Annotated in this window: 15 protein-coding genes and 1 tRNA gene; 9 read left to right on the plus strand and 7 right to left on the minus strand. The window is 70.7% G+C overall.

Annotated features, from left to right (window positions below; translation table 11 throughout):
• Position 1 precedes the first annotated feature (1 nt).
• The 4 genes from ACWD04_RS03880 (at position 2) to ACWD04_RS03895 (ending at position 4,720) form a co-directional block, all read left to right on the plus strand.
• The gene (locus ACWD04_RS03880; RefSeq protein ID WP_451127786.1) at positions 2–1,369 is read left to right on the plus strand and encodes a PP2C family serine/threonine-protein phosphatase; all 1,368 of its coding nucleotides are present in this window, start codon (positions 2–4) and stop codon (positions 1,367–1,369) included.
• Between the two features lie 184 nt (positions 1,370–1,553).
• Positions 1,554–2,885 carry a vWA domain-containing protein gene (locus ACWD04_RS03885; RefSeq protein WP_451127788.1) on the plus strand — a complete coding sequence of 444 codons (1,332 nt, stop codon included), beginning with the start codon at positions 1,554–1,556 and terminating at the stop codon, positions 2,883–2,885.
• Positions 2,886–2,962: 77 nt separating this feature from the next.
• A complete protein-coding gene (locus tag ACWD04_RS03890) occupies positions 2,963–4,231 on the plus strand; it encodes an FHA domain-containing protein (RefSeq protein WP_451127790.1) in 1,269 nt (422 codons plus the stop codon).
• 84 nt (positions 4,232–4,315) lie between these two features.
• The gene (locus tag ACWD04_RS03895) at positions 4,316–4,720 is read left to right on the plus strand and encodes a globin (protein ID WP_451127792.1); all 405 of its coding nucleotides are present in this window, start codon (positions 4,316–4,318) and stop codon (positions 4,718–4,720) included.
• A gap of 257 nt (positions 4,721–4,977) precedes the next feature.
• On the opposite strand, the gene ACWD04_RS03900 is transcribed toward ACWD04_RS03895, so the two are convergent.
• From ACWD04_RS03900 to ACWD04_RS03930, 7 genes are all read right to left on the minus strand, one after another.
• Complete coding sequence (locus ACWD04_RS03900) at positions 4,978–5,673, minus strand: hypothetical protein (RefSeq protein WP_451127794.1); 696 nt, start codon at positions 5,671–5,673, stop codon at positions 4,978–4,980.
• Positions 5,670–6,092 carry an acyl-CoA thioesterase gene (locus ACWD04_RS03905; RefSeq protein WP_451127796.1) on the minus strand — a complete coding sequence of 141 codons (423 nt, stop codon included), beginning with the start codon at positions 6,090–6,092 and terminating at the stop codon, positions 5,670–5,672. The genes ACWD04_RS03900 and ACWD04_RS03905 overlap by 4 nt, the downstream gene beginning before the upstream one ends.
• 5 nt (positions 6,093–6,097) lie before the next feature.
• Positions 6,098–7,762, minus strand: coding sequence for an energy-dependent translational throttle protein EttA (gene ettA, locus ACWD04_RS03910; RefSeq protein ID WP_451127798.1), 1,665 nt, complete (start codon positions 7,760–7,762; stop codon positions 6,098–6,100).
• A 186-nt stretch (positions 7,763–7,948) separates the two neighbouring features.
• Positions 7,949–9,475 (minus strand): Cys-Gln thioester bond-forming surface protein, encoded by a 1,527-nt coding sequence (locus ACWD04_RS03915; RefSeq protein WP_451127800.1) that lies wholly within the window; start codon positions 9,473–9,475, stop codon positions 7,949–7,951.
• Positions 9,476–9,663: 188 nt separating this feature from the next.
• The gene (locus tag ACWD04_RS03920) at positions 9,664–10,089 is read right to left on the minus strand and encodes a single-stranded DNA-binding protein (protein ID WP_451127802.1); all 426 of its coding nucleotides are present in this window, start codon (positions 10,087–10,089) and stop codon (positions 9,664–9,666) included.
• Between the two features lie 155 nt (positions 10,090–10,244).
• Positions 10,245–12,158: a GTPase gene (locus ACWD04_RS03925; RefSeq protein ID WP_451127804.1), complete on the minus strand. Its 1,914-nt coding sequence runs from the start codon at positions 12,156–12,158 to the stop codon at positions 10,245–10,247.
• The gene (locus ACWD04_RS03930; RefSeq protein ID WP_451127806.1) at positions 12,155–13,795 is read right to left on the minus strand and encodes a dynamin family protein; all 1,641 of its coding nucleotides are present in this window, start codon (positions 13,793–13,795) and stop codon (positions 12,155–12,157) included. Before ACWD04_RS03930 ends, ACWD04_RS03925 begins: the two co-directional genes overlap by 4 nt.
• Before the next feature lie 317 nt (positions 13,796–14,112).
• Between ACWD04_RS03930 and ACWD04_RS03935 the strand changes: the two genes are divergently transcribed.
• From ACWD04_RS03935 to ACWD04_RS03955, 5 genes are all read left to right on the plus strand, one after another.
• A tRNA-Arg gene (locus ACWD04_RS03935) sits at positions 14,113–14,185 on the plus strand.
• A 110-nt stretch (positions 14,186–14,295) separates the two neighbouring features.
• Positions 14,296–14,460: a hypothetical protein gene (locus ACWD04_RS03940; protein ID WP_451127808.1), complete on the plus strand. Its 165-nt coding sequence runs from the start codon at positions 14,296–14,298 to the stop codon at positions 14,458–14,460.
• A 134-nt stretch (positions 14,461–14,594) separates the two neighbouring features.
• A complete protein-coding gene (locus ACWD04_RS03945) occupies positions 14,595–15,113 on the plus strand; it encodes a hypothetical protein (RefSeq protein ID WP_451127810.1) in 519 nt (172 codons plus the stop codon).
• Complete coding sequence (locus ACWD04_RS03950) at positions 15,110–15,796, plus strand: hypothetical protein (RefSeq protein ID WP_451127812.1); 687 nt, start codon at positions 15,110–15,112, stop codon at positions 15,794–15,796. Before ACWD04_RS03945 ends, ACWD04_RS03950 begins: the two co-directional genes overlap by 4 nt.
• A 49-nt stretch (positions 15,797–15,845) precedes the next feature.
• A complete protein-coding gene (locus tag ACWD04_RS03955; protein ID WP_451127814.1) occupies positions 15,846–16,988 on the plus strand; it encodes a Fic family protein in 1,143 nt (380 codons plus the stop codon).
• The last annotated feature ends 158 nt before the right edge of the window (positions 16,989–17,146 follow it).

The raw sequence follows: 17,146 nt of genomic DNA on the forward strand, positions 1-17,146 counted from the left end.
GATGTCACAGATCCACCAGCAGGCCTCCTTGCCGGGGTGCCCCAGCTGCGAGGAACCGCTGGAGCCGGGCGACCTGTTCTGCGGAGCGTGCGGGTACGACCTCTCCGCCGTGCCGGCGTTGCCCGTCGACCGCCCGACGGTCGCCCTCACGGTGCCCGCGCAGGGCGGGCCTGCGCCTGCCGCCGCCCGCCAGGTGGAGTGGCCTCCCGCCTCCGAGACGGACAGCTCCGACCTGCCGGCGCCCACGCACCGCCCGGCCGACCTCCCGGGCGTGGACTCGGGCGGCAAGCCGCTGCCCACCGCGGACCGGACGGCGGTCCGCTTCGACGAGCCGGACGCTCCGGAGGCCGCCGCCCAGCACGGCCCGGACGCCTCGGGCGACTTCGAACTGGCCGCGCCCGACCCCCGTACCGTGGAGCACGCCACGGCCGGTGGCTCGGCGGCCGGCGCCAAGGTCTGTGTGGCGTGCCGCTCGGGCCATGTGGACACCGACGGCTACTGCGAGAACTGCGGCCACGCCCAGCCCCGCGAGCGCGATCACATGGAGCAGGAGCTGGGTTCGGTGGCGGCGGTCAGCGACCGGGGCCTGCGTCACCACCGCAACGAGGACGCGTTCGCGGTGTCCTGCACCGCCCTGCCGGACGGCTCACCTGCCGTCGTCGCCATCGTGTGCGACGGCGTCTCGTCGGCGAGCCGCCCCGACGAGGCGTCGGCCGCCGCTGCGAGCGCCGCCAACGAGGCACTGCTCGAGTCGCTCCCGCGCGGTACGCATCCGCAGCAGGCGATGCACGAGGCGATCACGGCCGCGTCCGAAGCGGTCAACGCACTGACGCCGGGCCCCGGTCAGGCTATGGAGCACGATCAGCACCGCCATCAGAACGCCCCGGCCTGCACCCTGGTCGGCGCGATCGTGGCGGGCGGCCTGCTGGTCATCGGCTGGGTCGGCGACAGCCGTGTCTACTGGGTCCCCGAGGACCGCTCCGACCCGCCGGCGCGGCTCACGGAGGACGACTCCTGGGCCGCGCAGATGGTGGCGGCCGGCCTGATGAACGAGGCGGAGGCGTACGCCGACGAGCGCGCCCACGCCATCACGGGCTGGCTCGGCGCCGACGCCTACGAACTGGAGCCGCACACCGCCTCGTTCGAACCGGACCGACCGGGCCTGGTGGTGGTGTGCACCGATGGCCTGTGGAACTACGCGGAATCCGCGGCGGAGATGGCCGCGGCCGTGCCGCCCGACGCATACGAACGCCCCTTGCACGGCGCCCAGGTGCTGGTCGGTCACGCGCTCGACGGCGGGGGCCACGACAACGTAACAGTGGCGCTGCTGCCGTTCGCGGTCGCCGCCCCAGGGGCAGGATCGGCCTGAGCCGCGCCCGGTCCGCCGGTGCCCGGCCGGCGTTCCACCCCGTCCCTACGCCGTTCCCGTCCTGAGCCCGGCGCGTGCGTCCCGCGCCCCGAACTCTGTCCGCACCTATGCCTTCGTCCGACATACGCCTTCGTCTGACATACGCCTTCGTCTGACATACGTGGAGCATCGAGGAGCCGATCAGATGGCCAATTTCTCCAAGTCCAGCGTGCCGCAGTTCTCCGTCGAGGTGTACCAGAACGAATTCCTGCCCGAGGGCGGCCGCGACGTCAACGCGATCGTCACCGTCACGTCCACGGGCGGGGGTACGACCGGCGGCGTACCTCTGGCGGGTGGAGCGCCCGGCGCCGCCGTGGTGCTGATGGTCGACTGTTCGGGCTCGATGGACTACCCGCCGACGAAGATGCGCAACGCGCGCGACGCGACGGCGGCGGCCATCGACACCCTGCGTGACGGCACGCGGTTCGCCGTGGTCGCGGGCACGCACGCGGCCGAGGACGTGTACCCGGGCAAGGGGCGGCTGGCCACGGCCGGCCCACGGACCAAGGCCCAGGCGAAGGAGGCCCTGCGCCGGCTGAGCGCGGGCGGGGGAACCGCGATCGGGACCTGGCTGCGGCTGGCCGACCGGCTGCTCGGGGCAGCCGAGGTGGACATCAGGCACGGCATCCTCCTCACCGACGGGCGCAACGAGCACGAAGCGCCGGAGGATCTGCTGGCCGCTCTGGATTCCTGTGCGGGCCGGTTCACCTGTGACGCGAGAGGTGTCGGCACCGACTGGGAGGTGAAAGAAGTCACAGCGATCGCCTCCGCCCTGCTCGGCACGGCGGACATCGTCGCCGATCCGGCCGGCCTCGCCGCGGACTTCACACAGATGATGGAGAACGCGATGGGCAAGGAAGTCGCGGATGTGGCGCTGCGGCTCTGGACACCCGTCGGCGTCGAGATCGTGTTCGTCAAGCAGGTGGCGCCCACGGTCGCCGAACTGACCGGCCGCCGCACCGAGGCGGGGCCGCGCACCGGCGACTATCCGACCGGCTCCTGGGGCGACGAATCCCGGGACTACCACGTATGTGTGAGGGTTCCGGAGGCCGGGATCGGCCAGGAGATGCTGGCGGCCCGGGCCTCGCTGATCCTGCCGCCCCCGTCGGACGGCGGCGCCCCGCAGACCCTTTCCCAGGGCCTCGTACGGGCCGTGTGGACGGACGACATGGCCGCGTCCACCTCGATCAACCCGCAGGTGGCGCACTACACAGGACAGGCGGAACTGGCACAAGTCATCCAACAGGGACTGGATGCGCGTAAATCTGGAGACTTCGACGGCGCGACGGCGAAACTGGGCCGTGCGGTGCAGCTCGCGTCAGCCTCCGGAAATGCGGATACTGCGAAACTGCTTTCGAAGGTGGTCGATGTCGTCGACGCGGCGACGGGTACTGTGCGACTGAAGGCGAGGGTCGCGGAAGCGGACGAGATGACGCTCGAAACGCGCTCGACCAAGACAGTTCGCGTCAAGAAATAGCCGCCCCGGGCCACCGGACGGCGCACCGACAAGCATGACGGCCTCCGGGCCGGACGAGGAGAGGGGGAAGCGCCGACATGCCGACCTGCCCGAACGGACACCAGTCGGGTTCCGAAGACTGGTGCGAGGTCTGCGGACATCGCATGGCAGGGACGGGCGCGCCCGCGGGCGCGGTCCCGCCGTCGCCTCCTCCGCCGCCCGGTTACAGCTACCCGCAGCCGCCCGGCGCCGGGCGGCCGACCGCACAGGCCGAGCTCTGCCCGCAGTGCCGCACCCCGCGTGAGGCGAATGCGCCGTACTGCGAGGAATGCCGCTGGAACTTCCGCACGAACACGGCTACGTCGTACACCCCACTGGCGCCGCAGGGCGGCGCGGGTGGCCCGGCGCCCGGCCTGAACCTGCCGCCCGGCTTCCAGGCGCAGCAGGGCCCACCACCGCAGCAGCAGAGCCCGCAGCAGCATGACCCGTTCGAGTACCAGAGCTCCCGGCCCTCGCAGATGAACCGGCCGGCCGAGCCGCTCGCGCCCGAGCAGTCAGGCCGCCCTGGGCCGCCGCCGCCCCCGTTCTCCTTCCAGCAGGGGCCGCCGCCGCCTCCGCCGTCGTTCCAGCAGCAGTCACCGTCGCCGTTCGAGCCGCAGGGACAGCAGCCGGACCGACAGGCTCCTGGGCAGCAGGGCCCGCCGCCGCCGTTCGAGCCGCAGCGGCAGGGGCCGCCTCCGCCGTCGTTCCAGCAGCAGTCCGCGCCGCCCGCGCCTCAGCGGCCGCAGACGCCACAGACCGGCGGGGACGACGACTGGATGCTGCCGCCGCCCTCCTCGCAGCAGCAGCCTCCGCAGGCCTTCCAGCAGGGCCCGCAGACGCCTCAGGCACCGCAGTCCTCGCAGGCACCGCAGCGGTTCCCCGGCCAGGGTCCCGTCCAGGCCGGACGGGACGAGACGCCTGGCAGCTGGAAGGCCGTCATCGCCCCGGACCGCGACTACTTCCTGGCGATGATGCAGCGCAGCGGCCCCGAGGCGACCGGGCTCAACCTGCCCGCGTACTCCCCGGAGCAGCACCTGTCGCTCACCGGCAGCCAGATCACCATCGGCCGCCGCCGGCACAGCACCGGTGAGTCCCCCGACATCGATCTCGCAGTACCGCCGGAGGACCCGGGTGTCTCGCACCAGCACGCCGTGCTGGTGCAGCAGCCGGACGGCAGTTGGGCCGTGGTCGACCAGAACTCCACCAACGGCACCACGCTCAACGGCGCCGAGGACCCGATCCAGCCCTATGTCCCCGTCCCGCTCCAGGACGGCGACCAGGTGCATGTCGGTGCCTGGACGACCATCACGGTCCGCCGCGACTGAGTCAGGCGGGACCCGGGAGCGTACGTTTCGGACCGGGGTCCTAGGACCCCGGTCCTCGGCCGGTGCGTCTGCGACGATGGACGGGTGACAGAGATTCCGCGCGACACGCTGCAGGAGCAGACCTTCTACGAGCAGGCCGGCGGCGAGAAGACCTTCCGGCGCCTGGTCCACCGCTTCTACCAGGGCGTCGCGGACGACCCGCTGCTGCGGCCGATGTACCCGGAGGCGGACCTCGGCCCCGCCGAGGAACGGTTCGCGCTGTTCCTGATGCAGTACTGGGGCGGTCCGCGCACCTACAGCGACCAGCGGGGGCATCCCCGGCTGCGCATGCGGCACGCCCCTTTCCAGGTGGACAGGGCGGCGCACGACGCCTGGCTCGGCCACATGCGGGTGGCCCTCGACGAGCTCGGGCTTCCCCCGGAGCAGGAGCGGCAGTTGTGGGACTACCTCACCTACGCCGCCGCCTCGATGATCAACACGGCCGACTGAGCCCATGTACGCACATCTGCCGCATAACGTCCATGGTCCCGTTCTGACCTCATCGAGCCGAACACCACGTTCACCACCGATGCGGAGTTCGCGGCCGGCGACGCGAAGGGGCTTCCCCTGCCGGAGACGGAGCGCCGGGTGATGCTGGAGCAGGACCACATCGGGGTGTGGCCGGACGCACCCGCGGAGTGACCCCGGGGGTGGGCCTGGGGGGCCTGGGGTCGGACCTGGAGCCGAACCTGAGGTCGGACCTGGGTTCAGACCGTTCCGACCGTCACGGCGAGCGTGCCGAGGCCGCCGCCCGCGCCCCGCAGGGCGATCGAGCCGAAGGGGGTACGCAGCCGCAGCCAGGGGCCGGCCGTGAGCAGCGCGACGGGGAAGTCGGGTGCCGGGCGCAGGAAGCCGAGGGACTGGGCGGCGTGCACGGCGCGCAGCGGAAGCTCGGTGTCCCCGACCGTCCGGGACCAGATGTCGCGGCCGATCAGGTCGCGTTCCGCCCGCGTACGCCGGTCCTCGGGCAGCGCCGCGTCGCGGGTCCGGAATTCGGCCACGGCGTGGGTGAGTTGTGTGCGCAGGTCGACGGGCCCCGGTAGTCCGGGGCGCTCCTGCCAGCCGCCGCGCGGCGGCAGCATGCCTGCCCACGGTGGCCCCGTGACGGGCACCGGCAGGGCGCTCAGGCCGGCCGCTTCGTCGGCCCCGTCCGTGCTCAGCGCTTCGAGGAGTTCACCGGCCGAGACCGTGACGTCGAAGTCATGGGCCCCGGCCAGCCGGACCGTGCGGATCGCGAGGACCTCGAACGACGGCGGCCGGCCGAAGACGGCCAGCGCGCCGCCGCCCGCCTGGAGGCGGACGGCCGCGGCCCGGTCGTAGTGGAGCAGCCGGCCGAGGAAGGCGGCGAGATCCGCCGCCTCCCTCGCGTCGGCGAACCGCAGCGACCGTACTGGCACTGTCATGCGACGGCGGGCTCCTGGTCCAGATACTCCTGCAGGAAGAGTTTCTCCTCGGCGGTGATCCGCCGGGGCCGCTCCTCCGCCAGGTTGTAAGGCACGACGACCGTCGACGCCCTCACGTAGACCTGCTCGGGGTCCTTGACCTCGTACGCGATCGTCAGCGACGCGGCACTTATCTTCGTGACCCAGGACTCGACGGTCACCGGCGCGTGCCGGTGGACCAGCGGGCGCACGTAGTCGATCTCGTGCCGGGCCACGACGGACCCGCCGGAGAAGGACGGCGAACCGTCCCCCGGCGCCAGCCGGAACATGAAGTCGATGCGCGCCTCCTCCAGGTAGCGGAGGAAGACCACGTTGTTCACGTGGCCGAAGGCATCCATGTCCGACCAGCGCAGCGGGCAGCTGTAGATGTGACGGGCCAAGTCGATCAGCCTCGCGTGAGCTTCTTGTACGTGGCGCGGTGCGGGCGGGTCGCGTCCGCACCCAGGCGCTCCACCTTGTTCTTCTCGTACGACTCGAAGTTGCCCTCGAACCAGTACCACTTGGAGTCGCCCTCGTACGCCAGGATGTGCGTGGCGACGCGGTCCAGGAACCAGCGGTCGTGGGAGATGACCACAGCGGCTCCGGGGAACTCCAGCAGCGCGTTCTCGAGCGAGGACAGGGTCTCGACGTCGAGGTCGTTGGTGGGCTCGTCGAGGAGCAGCAGGTTGCCGCCCTCCTTGAGCGTCAGCGCCAGGTTCAGACGGTTGCGCTCACCACCGGAGAGGACACCGGCCGGCTTCTGCTGGTCCGGGCCCTTGAAGCCGAACGCGGAGACGTACGCCCGCGAGGGCATCTCGACCTGGCCGACGTTGATGTAGTCCAGCTCGTCCGACACGACGGCCCAGAGGGTCTTCTTCGGATCGATGTTGGCGCGGGACTGGTCGACGTAGGAGATCTTGACCGTGTCGCCGACCTTGATGGCGCCGGAGTCCGGCGTCTCCAGGCCCTGGATCATCTTGAACAGCGTGGTCTTGCCCGCGCCGTTCGGACCGATGATGCCGACGATGCCGTTGCGCGGCAGCGTGAACGACAGGTCGTCGATGAGGACCTTGTCGCCGAAGGCCTTGGAGAGGTTCTCGACCTCGACGACGATGGAACCGAGCCGCGGGCCCGGCGGGATCTGGATCTCCTCGAAGTCCAGCTTCCGCATCTTGTCCGCCTCGGCCGCCATCTCCTCGTAACGGGCGAGACGTGCCTTGGACTTGGTCTGGCGGCCCTTGGCGTTGGAGCGGACCCACTCCAGCTCTTCCTTGAGCCGCTTCTGGCGCTTCTCGTCCTTGCGGCCCTCGACCTTGAGGCGGGTGGCCTTCTTCTCCAGGTACGTGGAGTAGTTGCCCTCGTAGGGGAGAGCGCGGCCGCGGTCGAGCTCGAGGATCCACTCGGCGACGTTGTTCAGGAAGTACCGGTCGTGCGTCACGGCGACGACGGCGCCCGCGTACTTCGAGAGGTGCTGCTCCAGCCAGTTCACCGACTCGGCGTCGAGGTGGTTGGTGGGCTCGTCGAGGAGGAGCAGGTCCGGGGCCTCGATCAGCAGCTTGCAGAGCGCCACACGGCGCTTCTCGCCACCGGAGAGAGTGGTCACGGGCCAGTCGCCGGGCGGGCAGCCCAGGGCGTCCATGGCCTGCTCCAGCTGGGCGTCCAGGTCCCACGCGTTGGCGTGGTCCAGGTCCTCCTGGAGCTTGCCCATCTCGTCCATGAGCGCGTCGGAGTAATCCGTCGCCATGAGCTCGGCGACCTCGTTGAAGCGCGTGAGCTTGCCCATGATCTCGGCTGCGCCGTCCTGCACGTTCTCCAGGACGGTCTTGCTCTCGTCGAGCTTCGGCTCCTGCATGAGGATGCCGACGCTGAATCCGGGCGAGATGAACGCGTCGCCGTTGGACGGCTGCTCCAGGCCCGCCATGATCTTCAGCACCGTGGACTTGCCGGCGCCGTTGGGCCCCACGACACCGATCTTCGCGCCGGGCAGGAAGTTCAGATTGACGTCATCGAGAATCACCTTGTCGCCGTGCGCTTTGCGCGTCTTGCGCATGGTGTAGATGTACTCAGCCAAGAGAAACCGTCCGGCAGCAATAGAGGTGTGGGCAGATACACCCATCTTGCCTGACGTCAGCACCCTGACGGAAACCCGTCCGGTCCCCGGTACGTTCCCGGGTACCTGAAGAGCCCGGCACGGAGGTCCGTACCGGGCTCTTCACGACTCTTCACCGGCGCGCGTATCCGCTGCGCCTGCGCTCAGTCACTCACCGCTGCCCTGCGGCTTCTTCCGGCGGAGCAGGAAGACCGCGCCGCCACCGAGGACGACGAGGGCGATGGCGACACCCGCGATGACGGGGGTGGCGCTGGAGCCGCCGGTCGCGGCGAGGTCGCCCTCCGCGCCGGTCGAGCTGGTGCCGGTCTGGGCGGGCACGGGCTCGGCACCGCTCTGGGTGCCGATGTCGTCACCCGAGGCGGGGGCACCGGCGGTCGCGCAGTCCAGGACGCCCTTGAAGGTTTCGCTGAAGCCGCCGGGGCCGGTGATCGTGAAGTCGTACGCCTGGTCCTCGGCGACCGGGATCGTCACCGTGCGGGTCTCGCCCGCCGCGATGGTGTGCTCGGCGCCGACCAGCTCGAAGGTGAACGCCTCGTCGCCCTTGTTGCTCGCCGTGATGTCCACACCGCCCTTGGCGCAGTTCTTCCGCGCGGTGAGCGCGGGGACCGCCCCCTTCTCGGCCCAGGTGGCGCTGGCCGTCGCCGTGACCGTGGACTCGCTGGAGCCGGCGAGGATCATGGTCTGGCTCTTGGTCAGCCCGGCGAAGACCCTGCCGACGGGCACGGACGTGGTGGCCTGGACGGCCAGCGAGGCGGAGCCGTCCGCGGCGTCCTCGGGGATGTCGAAGTAGAGGCCGGTACCGTCGGCCGCCTCGGTGACGGGCTTGCCGTCCTTGTCGGTGATCTTGACCCCGCTCGCGGCGGCGTCGGCAGGCGGGGTCACGGAGACCTGACCCGCATCGGTACGGACAGTGACCGGGCCGACCCGCTCCCCGGCCTTGCCGGAGACCGCTGCGGGCTCCAGCGCCACGGAGGCCTTCGGCTCCGCGACGCTCTCCGCCTTCTTCTCGAGCCAGTCGGCCAGCTTCTCCGCGTGCTCGTCCTTGGCCTCGATATCGGCCTTGTCCGAGAAGCGCCAGATGGCGACCTGGGTGCCCGCAGCCGCCGTCTTCGCGGTGAGCGGCCCGGTGCCGGCCTCGTCGGCGAGCTCCGCGAGGTCGTCGACCTGCGGGTAGGAGTGCTGCAGGATCCAGCGGATCTTGCCTGCGTCCTCATTGGCTCCGAGCGAGGTCTGGTCCCACGGGGTCTCCAGGTACTTCGCCCGGTCCTGTGTGGGGTTGTGGATGTCGATGCAGTACGTCTTCAGCTGGCCACCGCCGTCGACATCCAGCTCGAACAGGCCGGCGGGAAGTTCCTGCGTCGTGCCCGCCTTGCCGTCCTCACCGCCGGTGCGCAGCACGGCGCTGTCGTAGGTCTTCAGCCCGTCCAGTACGGCGGTCGCCCCGCCCTGGTGCTGACCCGTCTCGTCCGCGGCTGCGGCCGTCGCACCTACGAGGCTTCCCGCGGTGACCAGCCCGGCGGCCAGCATCGCGGCCGCCGCTCTGACGAGGCCGCGGCCCCGCCCGGCCCCGACAGGCTCCTGGCCGTGCCGCCACCCGCTCCCGCTCCGGCTCCCTGTGGAGCCCTCCGTCGCCGCCGTCGACGACGAAGTGAATGCTGAAGACGCAGAAAACACAGAATTCCCCTCCGGGCGAGGTCCTCACGCATGACGCGCGTGTGGAAGGGGCCTCGCCAGCAAACTCAAGTGCCGCATGAGTACGGGGGAATCGTAAGGAGCGGGCGAAGAGGAATCCCCCGTCATGCCGTCAGATAAGCATTCCGACTCGTAATCGTTATGGGTCTGTTCGGCGCGCCTCCTCTGCTTCAGGACATCGATGCCATTTTGGTGGCCGGTTTCTGACGATGCGTAGGCGCCGTCAGGGCGGGGTCGCCCTTGACCACCCGCCGGAACGCGGCCGTCCCCCTCGTCAGATCGTGTCCCACGGCCATGGCCTCGATGTCCACGGAGGTCCTCCACACCCCGTCCTTCTCCTCCTCTCGCACTTTCAGGCGGCCGTGCACGACGAGCGGCTCCCCGACCGAGACAGAACCGGACAGATTCGCGGCGAGCGTCCGCCGTGCCCACACCGTGTAGAAACCGGTGCGACCGTCCGTCCAGATCTGCTGCTCCCGGTCCCACCGCCGGGGCGTCACCGCCAGGCGGAATCGCGCCGTCGGTCCTGTCGCCGTCTCCCGGAAGTCCACCGCGGTCGCGGCGTTTCCCACGAGCGTCACCAAGGTCTCGTTCATTTCGTGTCCCCCGATTCCCTTGCCACATTCCGTCCGCTTTCCGTCCCGCTGTCCGCCCTGCGCCGATGCGGTGCGATGACGTGCGATCCGGTCGTCCGTCCGATCCGTTACGAACCATGCTGGATGGAAACCAGAAGTCCTGTAAGGCCTGTGGATTACCCGCCGGTTGTGGAGAACTCCGTCACCGCCACATACCGCTCCCGCACCTCGCGGTAGCGCGCCAGTTCCGCCGCCACCGGGTCGAGGACCCTGGCCCTGCCGCAGCCGGCCGCGGCCTCGCGGAGCCGTCGTTCCGCCTCCTGCCCGTACCGGCGCGCGGGCCCCCGTGCCGCGGCCGCGCACGACCACTCGACGAGCGGCCCGCCGACCACTCCGGCCAGCATGAGCAGGGCCGGGACGAGCAGGCCGGGATCGAGCACGCCCACGATCTGGCCGAGCAGCCACAGCCCCCCGAAGATCTGGAGCAGCGTCATCGAGGCCTGCGCGAGCACCGCCGCGGGCCACCAGGCCGGGCGCGGCGGCCTGCTGCCACGGGCGCCCGGAGCTCCCGCGCCGGGAGCGCCGCCGGGTGCGCGCGCGAAACCGCCCGGGCGCGCCGCAGCGGACCCCGTGTCCGCGCTCCCGCCCCTCCCGCGGGACCGGCCGCCGGCTCCCGCCTGCGCGTTCCGTGCCAGGTCGTCCAGTGCTTCCGGCAGCCCGTTCGCCCCGTTCACCGCAGCCTCGCGCACCGCCTGCGCCCACGGTGCGGGCAGCCCGTCCACCGCCTCGTCCGCCAGCGTCCGCACGGCCTGCTCCACCCGCTGCCGGGCGGTGAGCTCCTCCTCCTCCGGCAGCGCGAGCACCTGCGCCATCAGGTCGAGGCCGCCCAGCTGCCGGGTGGACTCGTACCAGCGCCACAGCCGCAGCCAGGGCGTCCCGCAGGCCCGCCCCGCGTTCCTGCGCCACTCGCGTTCCGCCGCCTGTCCCGCCGCCCCCGCGCCCACGGCGTCCGCGAGCCGGTCGGTGAACTCCTCGCGGGCCCGCTCGCCGAGCCCCGGCCACCCCTCGGCGACGTACACCGGCCGGAGCCGCACGGCGGCCGCGTCCACATCGGCGGACAGCCTGCGCGCTGCCGCCGTACGGGCCTGGACGAACCTGCCGAGCAGCTCGCGCAGGTCATTCACCCCGGCCCCGGTGAGCGCGGACAGGGGCATGACCGTAACGCCCGGCTCGCCGTGTTCCCCCACCGGCATCCCGTCCTCGTCGAGCAGCCGGCGCAGATCGTCCAGGACCAGGTCGGCGGCCTCGCCGGGGAGCCGGTCGATCTGGTTGAGCACGACGAAGGAGATCTCGGCATGCCCCGCGAGCGGCCGCAGATAGCGTTCGTGCAGCGCCGCGTCGGCGTACTTCTCCGGGTCGACGACCCAGATCACCGCGTCGACCAGGGCCAGCACCCGGTCCACCTGTTCCCGGTGGCCGGTCGCCGCCGAGTCGTGGTCGGGCAGATCCACCAGGACGAGGCCCTGCAGCGCCTCGTCGACGGCCGTGCAGCCCTGCACCGGCCTGCGCCGCAGCCGGCCCGGGACGGCCAGCCGGTCGAGCAGCCCGGCGGCGCCGTCGGTCCAGCTGCAGGCGATCGGCGCCGAGGTGGTCGGCCTGCGCAGCCCGGTGTCGGAGATCTGGACGCCCGCCAGCGCGTTGAAGAGGGTGGACTTCCCGCTGCCGGTGGCCCCCGCGATGGCGACGACCGTGTGCCGGGAGGAGAGCCGCTGACGGGCCGACGCCTCGTCGAGCACCCGCCCCGCCTCGGCGAGCGTGTCCCCGTCGAGGCGAGCGCGGGAGAGCCCGACCAGTTCACGGAGGGCGTCCAGCCGGGGGCGCAGGGGGCTGCCGGGCAGTCCGTACGCCTCGACCTGAGGCTCCGGGTCGTCCGGGTCCTCCCGGAGAGCCCGCTCCTCGGCGATCTCCTGTGCCGCCTCGGCGGCCCGCCGCGCGATGAGCCCGTCGTCCCAGCGCCGCCCGCCCTCCCCCGCACCGTCGTGCTCCGGTCCCTGTCCGTGGTCCCGGTCCTGGTCAGTGACGGCAGTCATCGCTGCCACCTCTCCTTCTGCAGTACGGACAGCGCGGCGATGAGTTCGGCCTGCGGCTCGGGGGCGACTTCAAGTGCGTCCAGCGGCGCGAGCCGGCGGTCGCGCTCGCCGTGCATGACCTGGTCCAGGCAGTCGGTGAGCAGTGCCCCGCCCTTGTCGCGTAGACGCAGCGCCCCCTGGGCCCCGATGCGTTCGGCGAGCTGCTCCCCGGCTCCCCTGGCGCGCCGCCCGCCGAGGAGTGCGGCGGCCAGCAGTGCCGCCACCGTCTCGGCGTCGGGCGCGGCGTTGCGTTCGAGCAGCCGCGCCTCCTCCTCGGCCAGTTCCTCCAGGACCCGCCGCCAGCGCCGTACGGCCATGCCGATCCGGCCCTGGATGTCTTCTGCGGGTCCCCATCCGCCCGCCTCCCGGCCGGCGTCCTCGAACCGGAAGATCCCGGCAGCGGGCTCGCGCTGCCAGGTCGCACGAATCTGCTCGTCGGAGGCCGCCACGGCGCACTGCAACAGGGCCACCAGGCTCTCCACCAGTGCGTCCAGCAGCTCCCCCGCGGTGCTGTAGAGCGGATATCCGCGCCACCGGGTGCGGGCGCCGCCGGCGAGCACGGCACCGTTCTGGAGCCTCCGCCGCACGCGCGACAGCCCCTTCCCGTACGCCTCCTCGACCCCACCGGTCAGCCGCACGGCCGCGGCGTACTGCGCGGCCACCGCCCCGGCCAGCTCGGGCACCCGTACGCTGAGCGAGTCGATGACCCCGGACGCCGTACGCCCCACGGCCTGCTGACGGGCCGCCGGGTCCAGCGCCCGGTGGGTGAGCCAGGCTCGGAGGGGGGCGACGGCGGTGGTGGGCAGCAGCCCCGTGCCGCCGCCCGTGGACTCGGGCAGCTCCGGAATGGTGAAGCGCGGGATCTCTCCCAGGCCGGCCCGGGTGAGCAGGGCGGCGTACTGCCGGGACACCTCGGCGATCACCTGGTGAGGCACCCGGTCCAGGACGGTGACCAAGGAGGCGTCGTACTCCTTTGCGGTACGCAGCAGATGCCACGGTACGGCGTCCGCGTACCGGGACGCGGTGGTCACCATGACCCAGACATCGGCGGCGCAGATGAGTTCGGCGGCCAGGAGCCGGTTGCGCACGACGAGCGAGTCGATGTCGGGGGCGTCCAGGAGCGCGAGCCCCCGGGGCAGGGTCGCCGCGGTCTCCACACGCACCACGGTGTCGTCGCCCCCCTCGGCCCCGAGGTGGTCGAGCCCGTCCGGGTCCCGGGCCTGCCCCGGGGGCAGCCACACCCGGGTCAGCTGCGGCAGCACCCGTACCCCGGCGAACCAGTGGTGGTCGTCCGGGTGGCAGACAAGTACAGGCGTCCGTGTGGTCGGGCGCAGCACACCGGCCTCACTGACCCGGCATCCCACCAGCGAGTTGACGAGCGTCGACTTGCCCGCGCCGGTGGATCCCCCGATCACCGCGAGCAGCGGTGCCTCGGGGTCCTTCAGGCGGGGTACGAGGTAGTCGTCGAGCTGGGCGAGCAGTTCGGTCCGCGCCTGCCGGGCGCGCGGGGCGCCCGGCAGCGGAAGTGGAAGACGCACGGCAGCGACACGGTCGCGCAGGGCGGAAAGTGCGTCGATGAGCTGGGGCCGTACATCCATGGTCACCACATGGGAAGAATGCCCAATTTTGACGTCTTTTTGAAGCGTATAGGCCCCCTCTGCGCGGCGGATCCGCCCGGGGGACAGAGGGGACGAGTGGGGCGCAGGCATAACGAGTGCACAACACCCGGGCCGCGAGGCGCGAAAAGCGATGCATGAATCGCACCCACCTGCGATTATCGGTTCGCTTCACTGAACCTCCACATCGTGCCACGCAGGTGAAGCAACCAGGACGAGGTGATCTGAGCCCTATCCTTGTCCCGGAAACGTCGCGGATGGCTTGAACCAGGCCCTCCGAGGCACCAGGCCGACACCCGGCCCCCGTAGCTCAGTGGATAGAGCAGGCGCCTTCTAAGCGCTTGGCCGCAGGTTCGAGTCCTGCCGGGGGCACACGTTTATGCAGGTCAGAGGCGGTTAAAATCGCTGCCCATCAGGCGACGAGCTGGGCGAGTATCAGCACGCGGCTGAGCTCGGAGGAGCTGGTACGCCTCCTCGAGCCGGTGCGCTTCGAGCGCGAGGCCCGCTACTGGGACGGGGTCGCCGCCAGCGCCAACGCCGTCGGCACCCTCAACTTCGGCGGCGGCGCCAAGGACTCCGGCGGCCGGGTGGCCGACGCGATCCTCGGCCCGGACACGGACCACGGCCGTCGCATCCGGGGCTGGTAACGGAATGACGTCCGCACCGGGCTGCAGCAGCTCCCGGTGCACCGCCGTGAATCCTGAAGCCCACCTTGGCTGGGCGGCTCAGCCGACTTGTGGCCCTCAGCCCACGCCCATCCCACGCGAGACCGGAGGACAGAGTGAACGCACTCGAAATGCGTGAAGTGGAAGATCTGCTCAGGGATCTCATCAGGTCCGCTGGACTCGACTGGCTGATCGATGAACTTGACGAGGCCATCGCCACGGGCGTCGCGGAGGAGAAGCTCCTTCAGCGCCGCCGCGGCACGCACACCGAGGAGTACGAAGCGCTCGCCATCGCGGATATGGGCCCGGACACTTTTCACAGGTCCCTCAAACGCGGGGCGTCCGTAGTGGTAACCACCCGCCCCATGACCGCCCGCGAGCGTACGGAACTGCATCTCGACGCGCTGCGCCGGCTGTTCCTGGAACTGCCCGAGATCGAAGCGGAAACCCTCAAGATCGTGAACGCTGAGGATGATCTGCACCGCGCACCCGTGCGCGGCGTCCGGTTCGTCCCCGACGAGGAACTCAGCGGGCGCCGCGATCAGACCCATGAAGTCGCCGCCCGCCTTCCCGAGGACACCCGCGCACACCTTCAGAACCTGTTCCGCGAAGCACGCGAGGAGATCAGCCGATGAGCGCCGTCAACACCCTGCTGCACGAGATTCAGACCCTGCTCGCCGGCCCCGGGGTCTCCTACACCTCCGCATCTCAGCCCTGGGACGTCTATGAGGGGTACCTCTTCTCCCTGGCAACCTCCACCGCGAGCAGCCTGGGAGCCTCCGTCCGCTACAGGGATGTCGACGGGAACGCCGTCAACAATCTGGTGTTCCGCACCAGCCCCGGCCAGCTGTACAGCACCACACACCCGTACACCCACGCCGTGGTGGAATTCCACCGCGCCCCGGCTTTGGAGGTTCACCTCGGCGTCCAGGTCCAGGGCAACTCCGGCGTGCTGCACGAGTGCGACGTCCTGATCCTGCCCGCCGACGAGGCGGCGCTCTCACGGCAGATCCGGATGGCACCGCGGGGCAACAAATGCCTGTTGGCCATCGAGTGCAAGTACTACACCGCCAGCCGGGTCGGCATCGGCCACGCGCGCAATTTCGAGGGGCTGCACGCCGACCTGCGGACCACCCGCAACCTGTTCGTGTCCAACACGGGAGCATCGAGCGTGGTCAAGTACCTGTCCGCCCGCAAGCGCGGATACGAGCGGGAAGTCGTGCCGGCCAACGTCAACACCGTCGGCTACACCCGTGGGCAGATCCGCGAGGCGTTCAAGATCTACCTCGGCAAGACCGCTCCGTCCACGGTGATCTAATTCGGACCACCCGCTTGACTAGATGACACAATTATCATGTCGTGAAGACATGCTGTATGCGATTCCCTCCCTGACTGCCGACGACCTGCAGGCCCTCGATGAGATCGAGAGCATGCGCCGCTCCCTGCGCCACATGCTCCGGGCGACCCCTCGCTGGACCCGCCAGCTGCGCCGTAACCTCACCGCCCGCGCGATTGCCGGATCGAACACCATCGAGGGGTATGCGGCGACGGTCGACGACGTGGAAGCTCTCATGTCTGGCGAGGAGCCTCTGGAGACCGGGGAGAAGACGCGTGCCGAATTGGAGGGCTACCAGCGCGGCATGACCTACATCCAGGCCCTCGCCGACGCCGGAGATGGCTTCCGCTACGACGCCGGCCTGCTCAACGGCCTGCACTTCATGCTTCAGGGCCACCACCTCGACGAACGCCCCGGCCGCTGGCGCGACGGACCCGTCTACGTCACCAGCCCCGACGACCCCCTGGTCCCCGCCTACACCGCACCGGACCAGGCGGACGTTCCCGCTCTTATGGCGAAGTTCATCGACTGGCTCAACGAGGGCGATCTCGACATCCCCGTCCACGTCCGCGCTTCCATGGCCCACCTCAACCTCGTCAAGATCCACCCGTGGAAAGACGGCAACGGACGTATGTCCCGCGCCCTGTCCACTCTGGTGTTCTCCCGCGAGGCCCTTATGCCGCCCGAATTCTCCTCCATCGAGGAATGGCTCGGCCGGGGACAGAACACCTACGCCTACTACCAGATCCTGGAGGAGGTGGGCGGCCCGCACTGGAGCCCCGAGCGGGACACCCGCCCATGGATCCGGTTCTGCCTGACCGCCCACCATCGCCAGGCCCAGCAGGCCCAGCGCCGCTTCGACGTCATGTCGCGGGCCTGGACCCGCCTGGTCGAAGGCGTCGAGGCCGCCGGTTTGGACGAGCGGGTGGTCTACGCCCTGCTGCCCGCCTTCTCGGACGCGAAGGTGCGCCGCACCGTCTACCAGCAGGACGCCGACCTCAGCGACCAGCAAGCCATCCGCGACATCCGGGAACTCGTCGCCCGCGGCTGGCTCATCCCCCAGGGCAAGGCCCGCGCCCGGTACTACGCCCCGGGCCCGCTCATGGATCCGGTCCGGGACGAGGTCCGCCAGTCCATGGAGCCGTACACGGACCCCTACCGGCATCGGCGCTGACCTGCCCGCTCTCCCTCCAGCCTGCCAGCGAACCTGCTGGTCAGGGACGTTTGCAGCCGCATTGTCAGTGGCGCCCTTTACCGTGTATGCGTGGGTATGGAGCGACCCGAGAAGACTGCGGGCATTTGAGGGCGGGGTACATGGAGTTCGACAAGGTC

The sequence above is a fragment of the Streptomyces sp. NPDC002911 genome, from assembly GCF_053591835.1.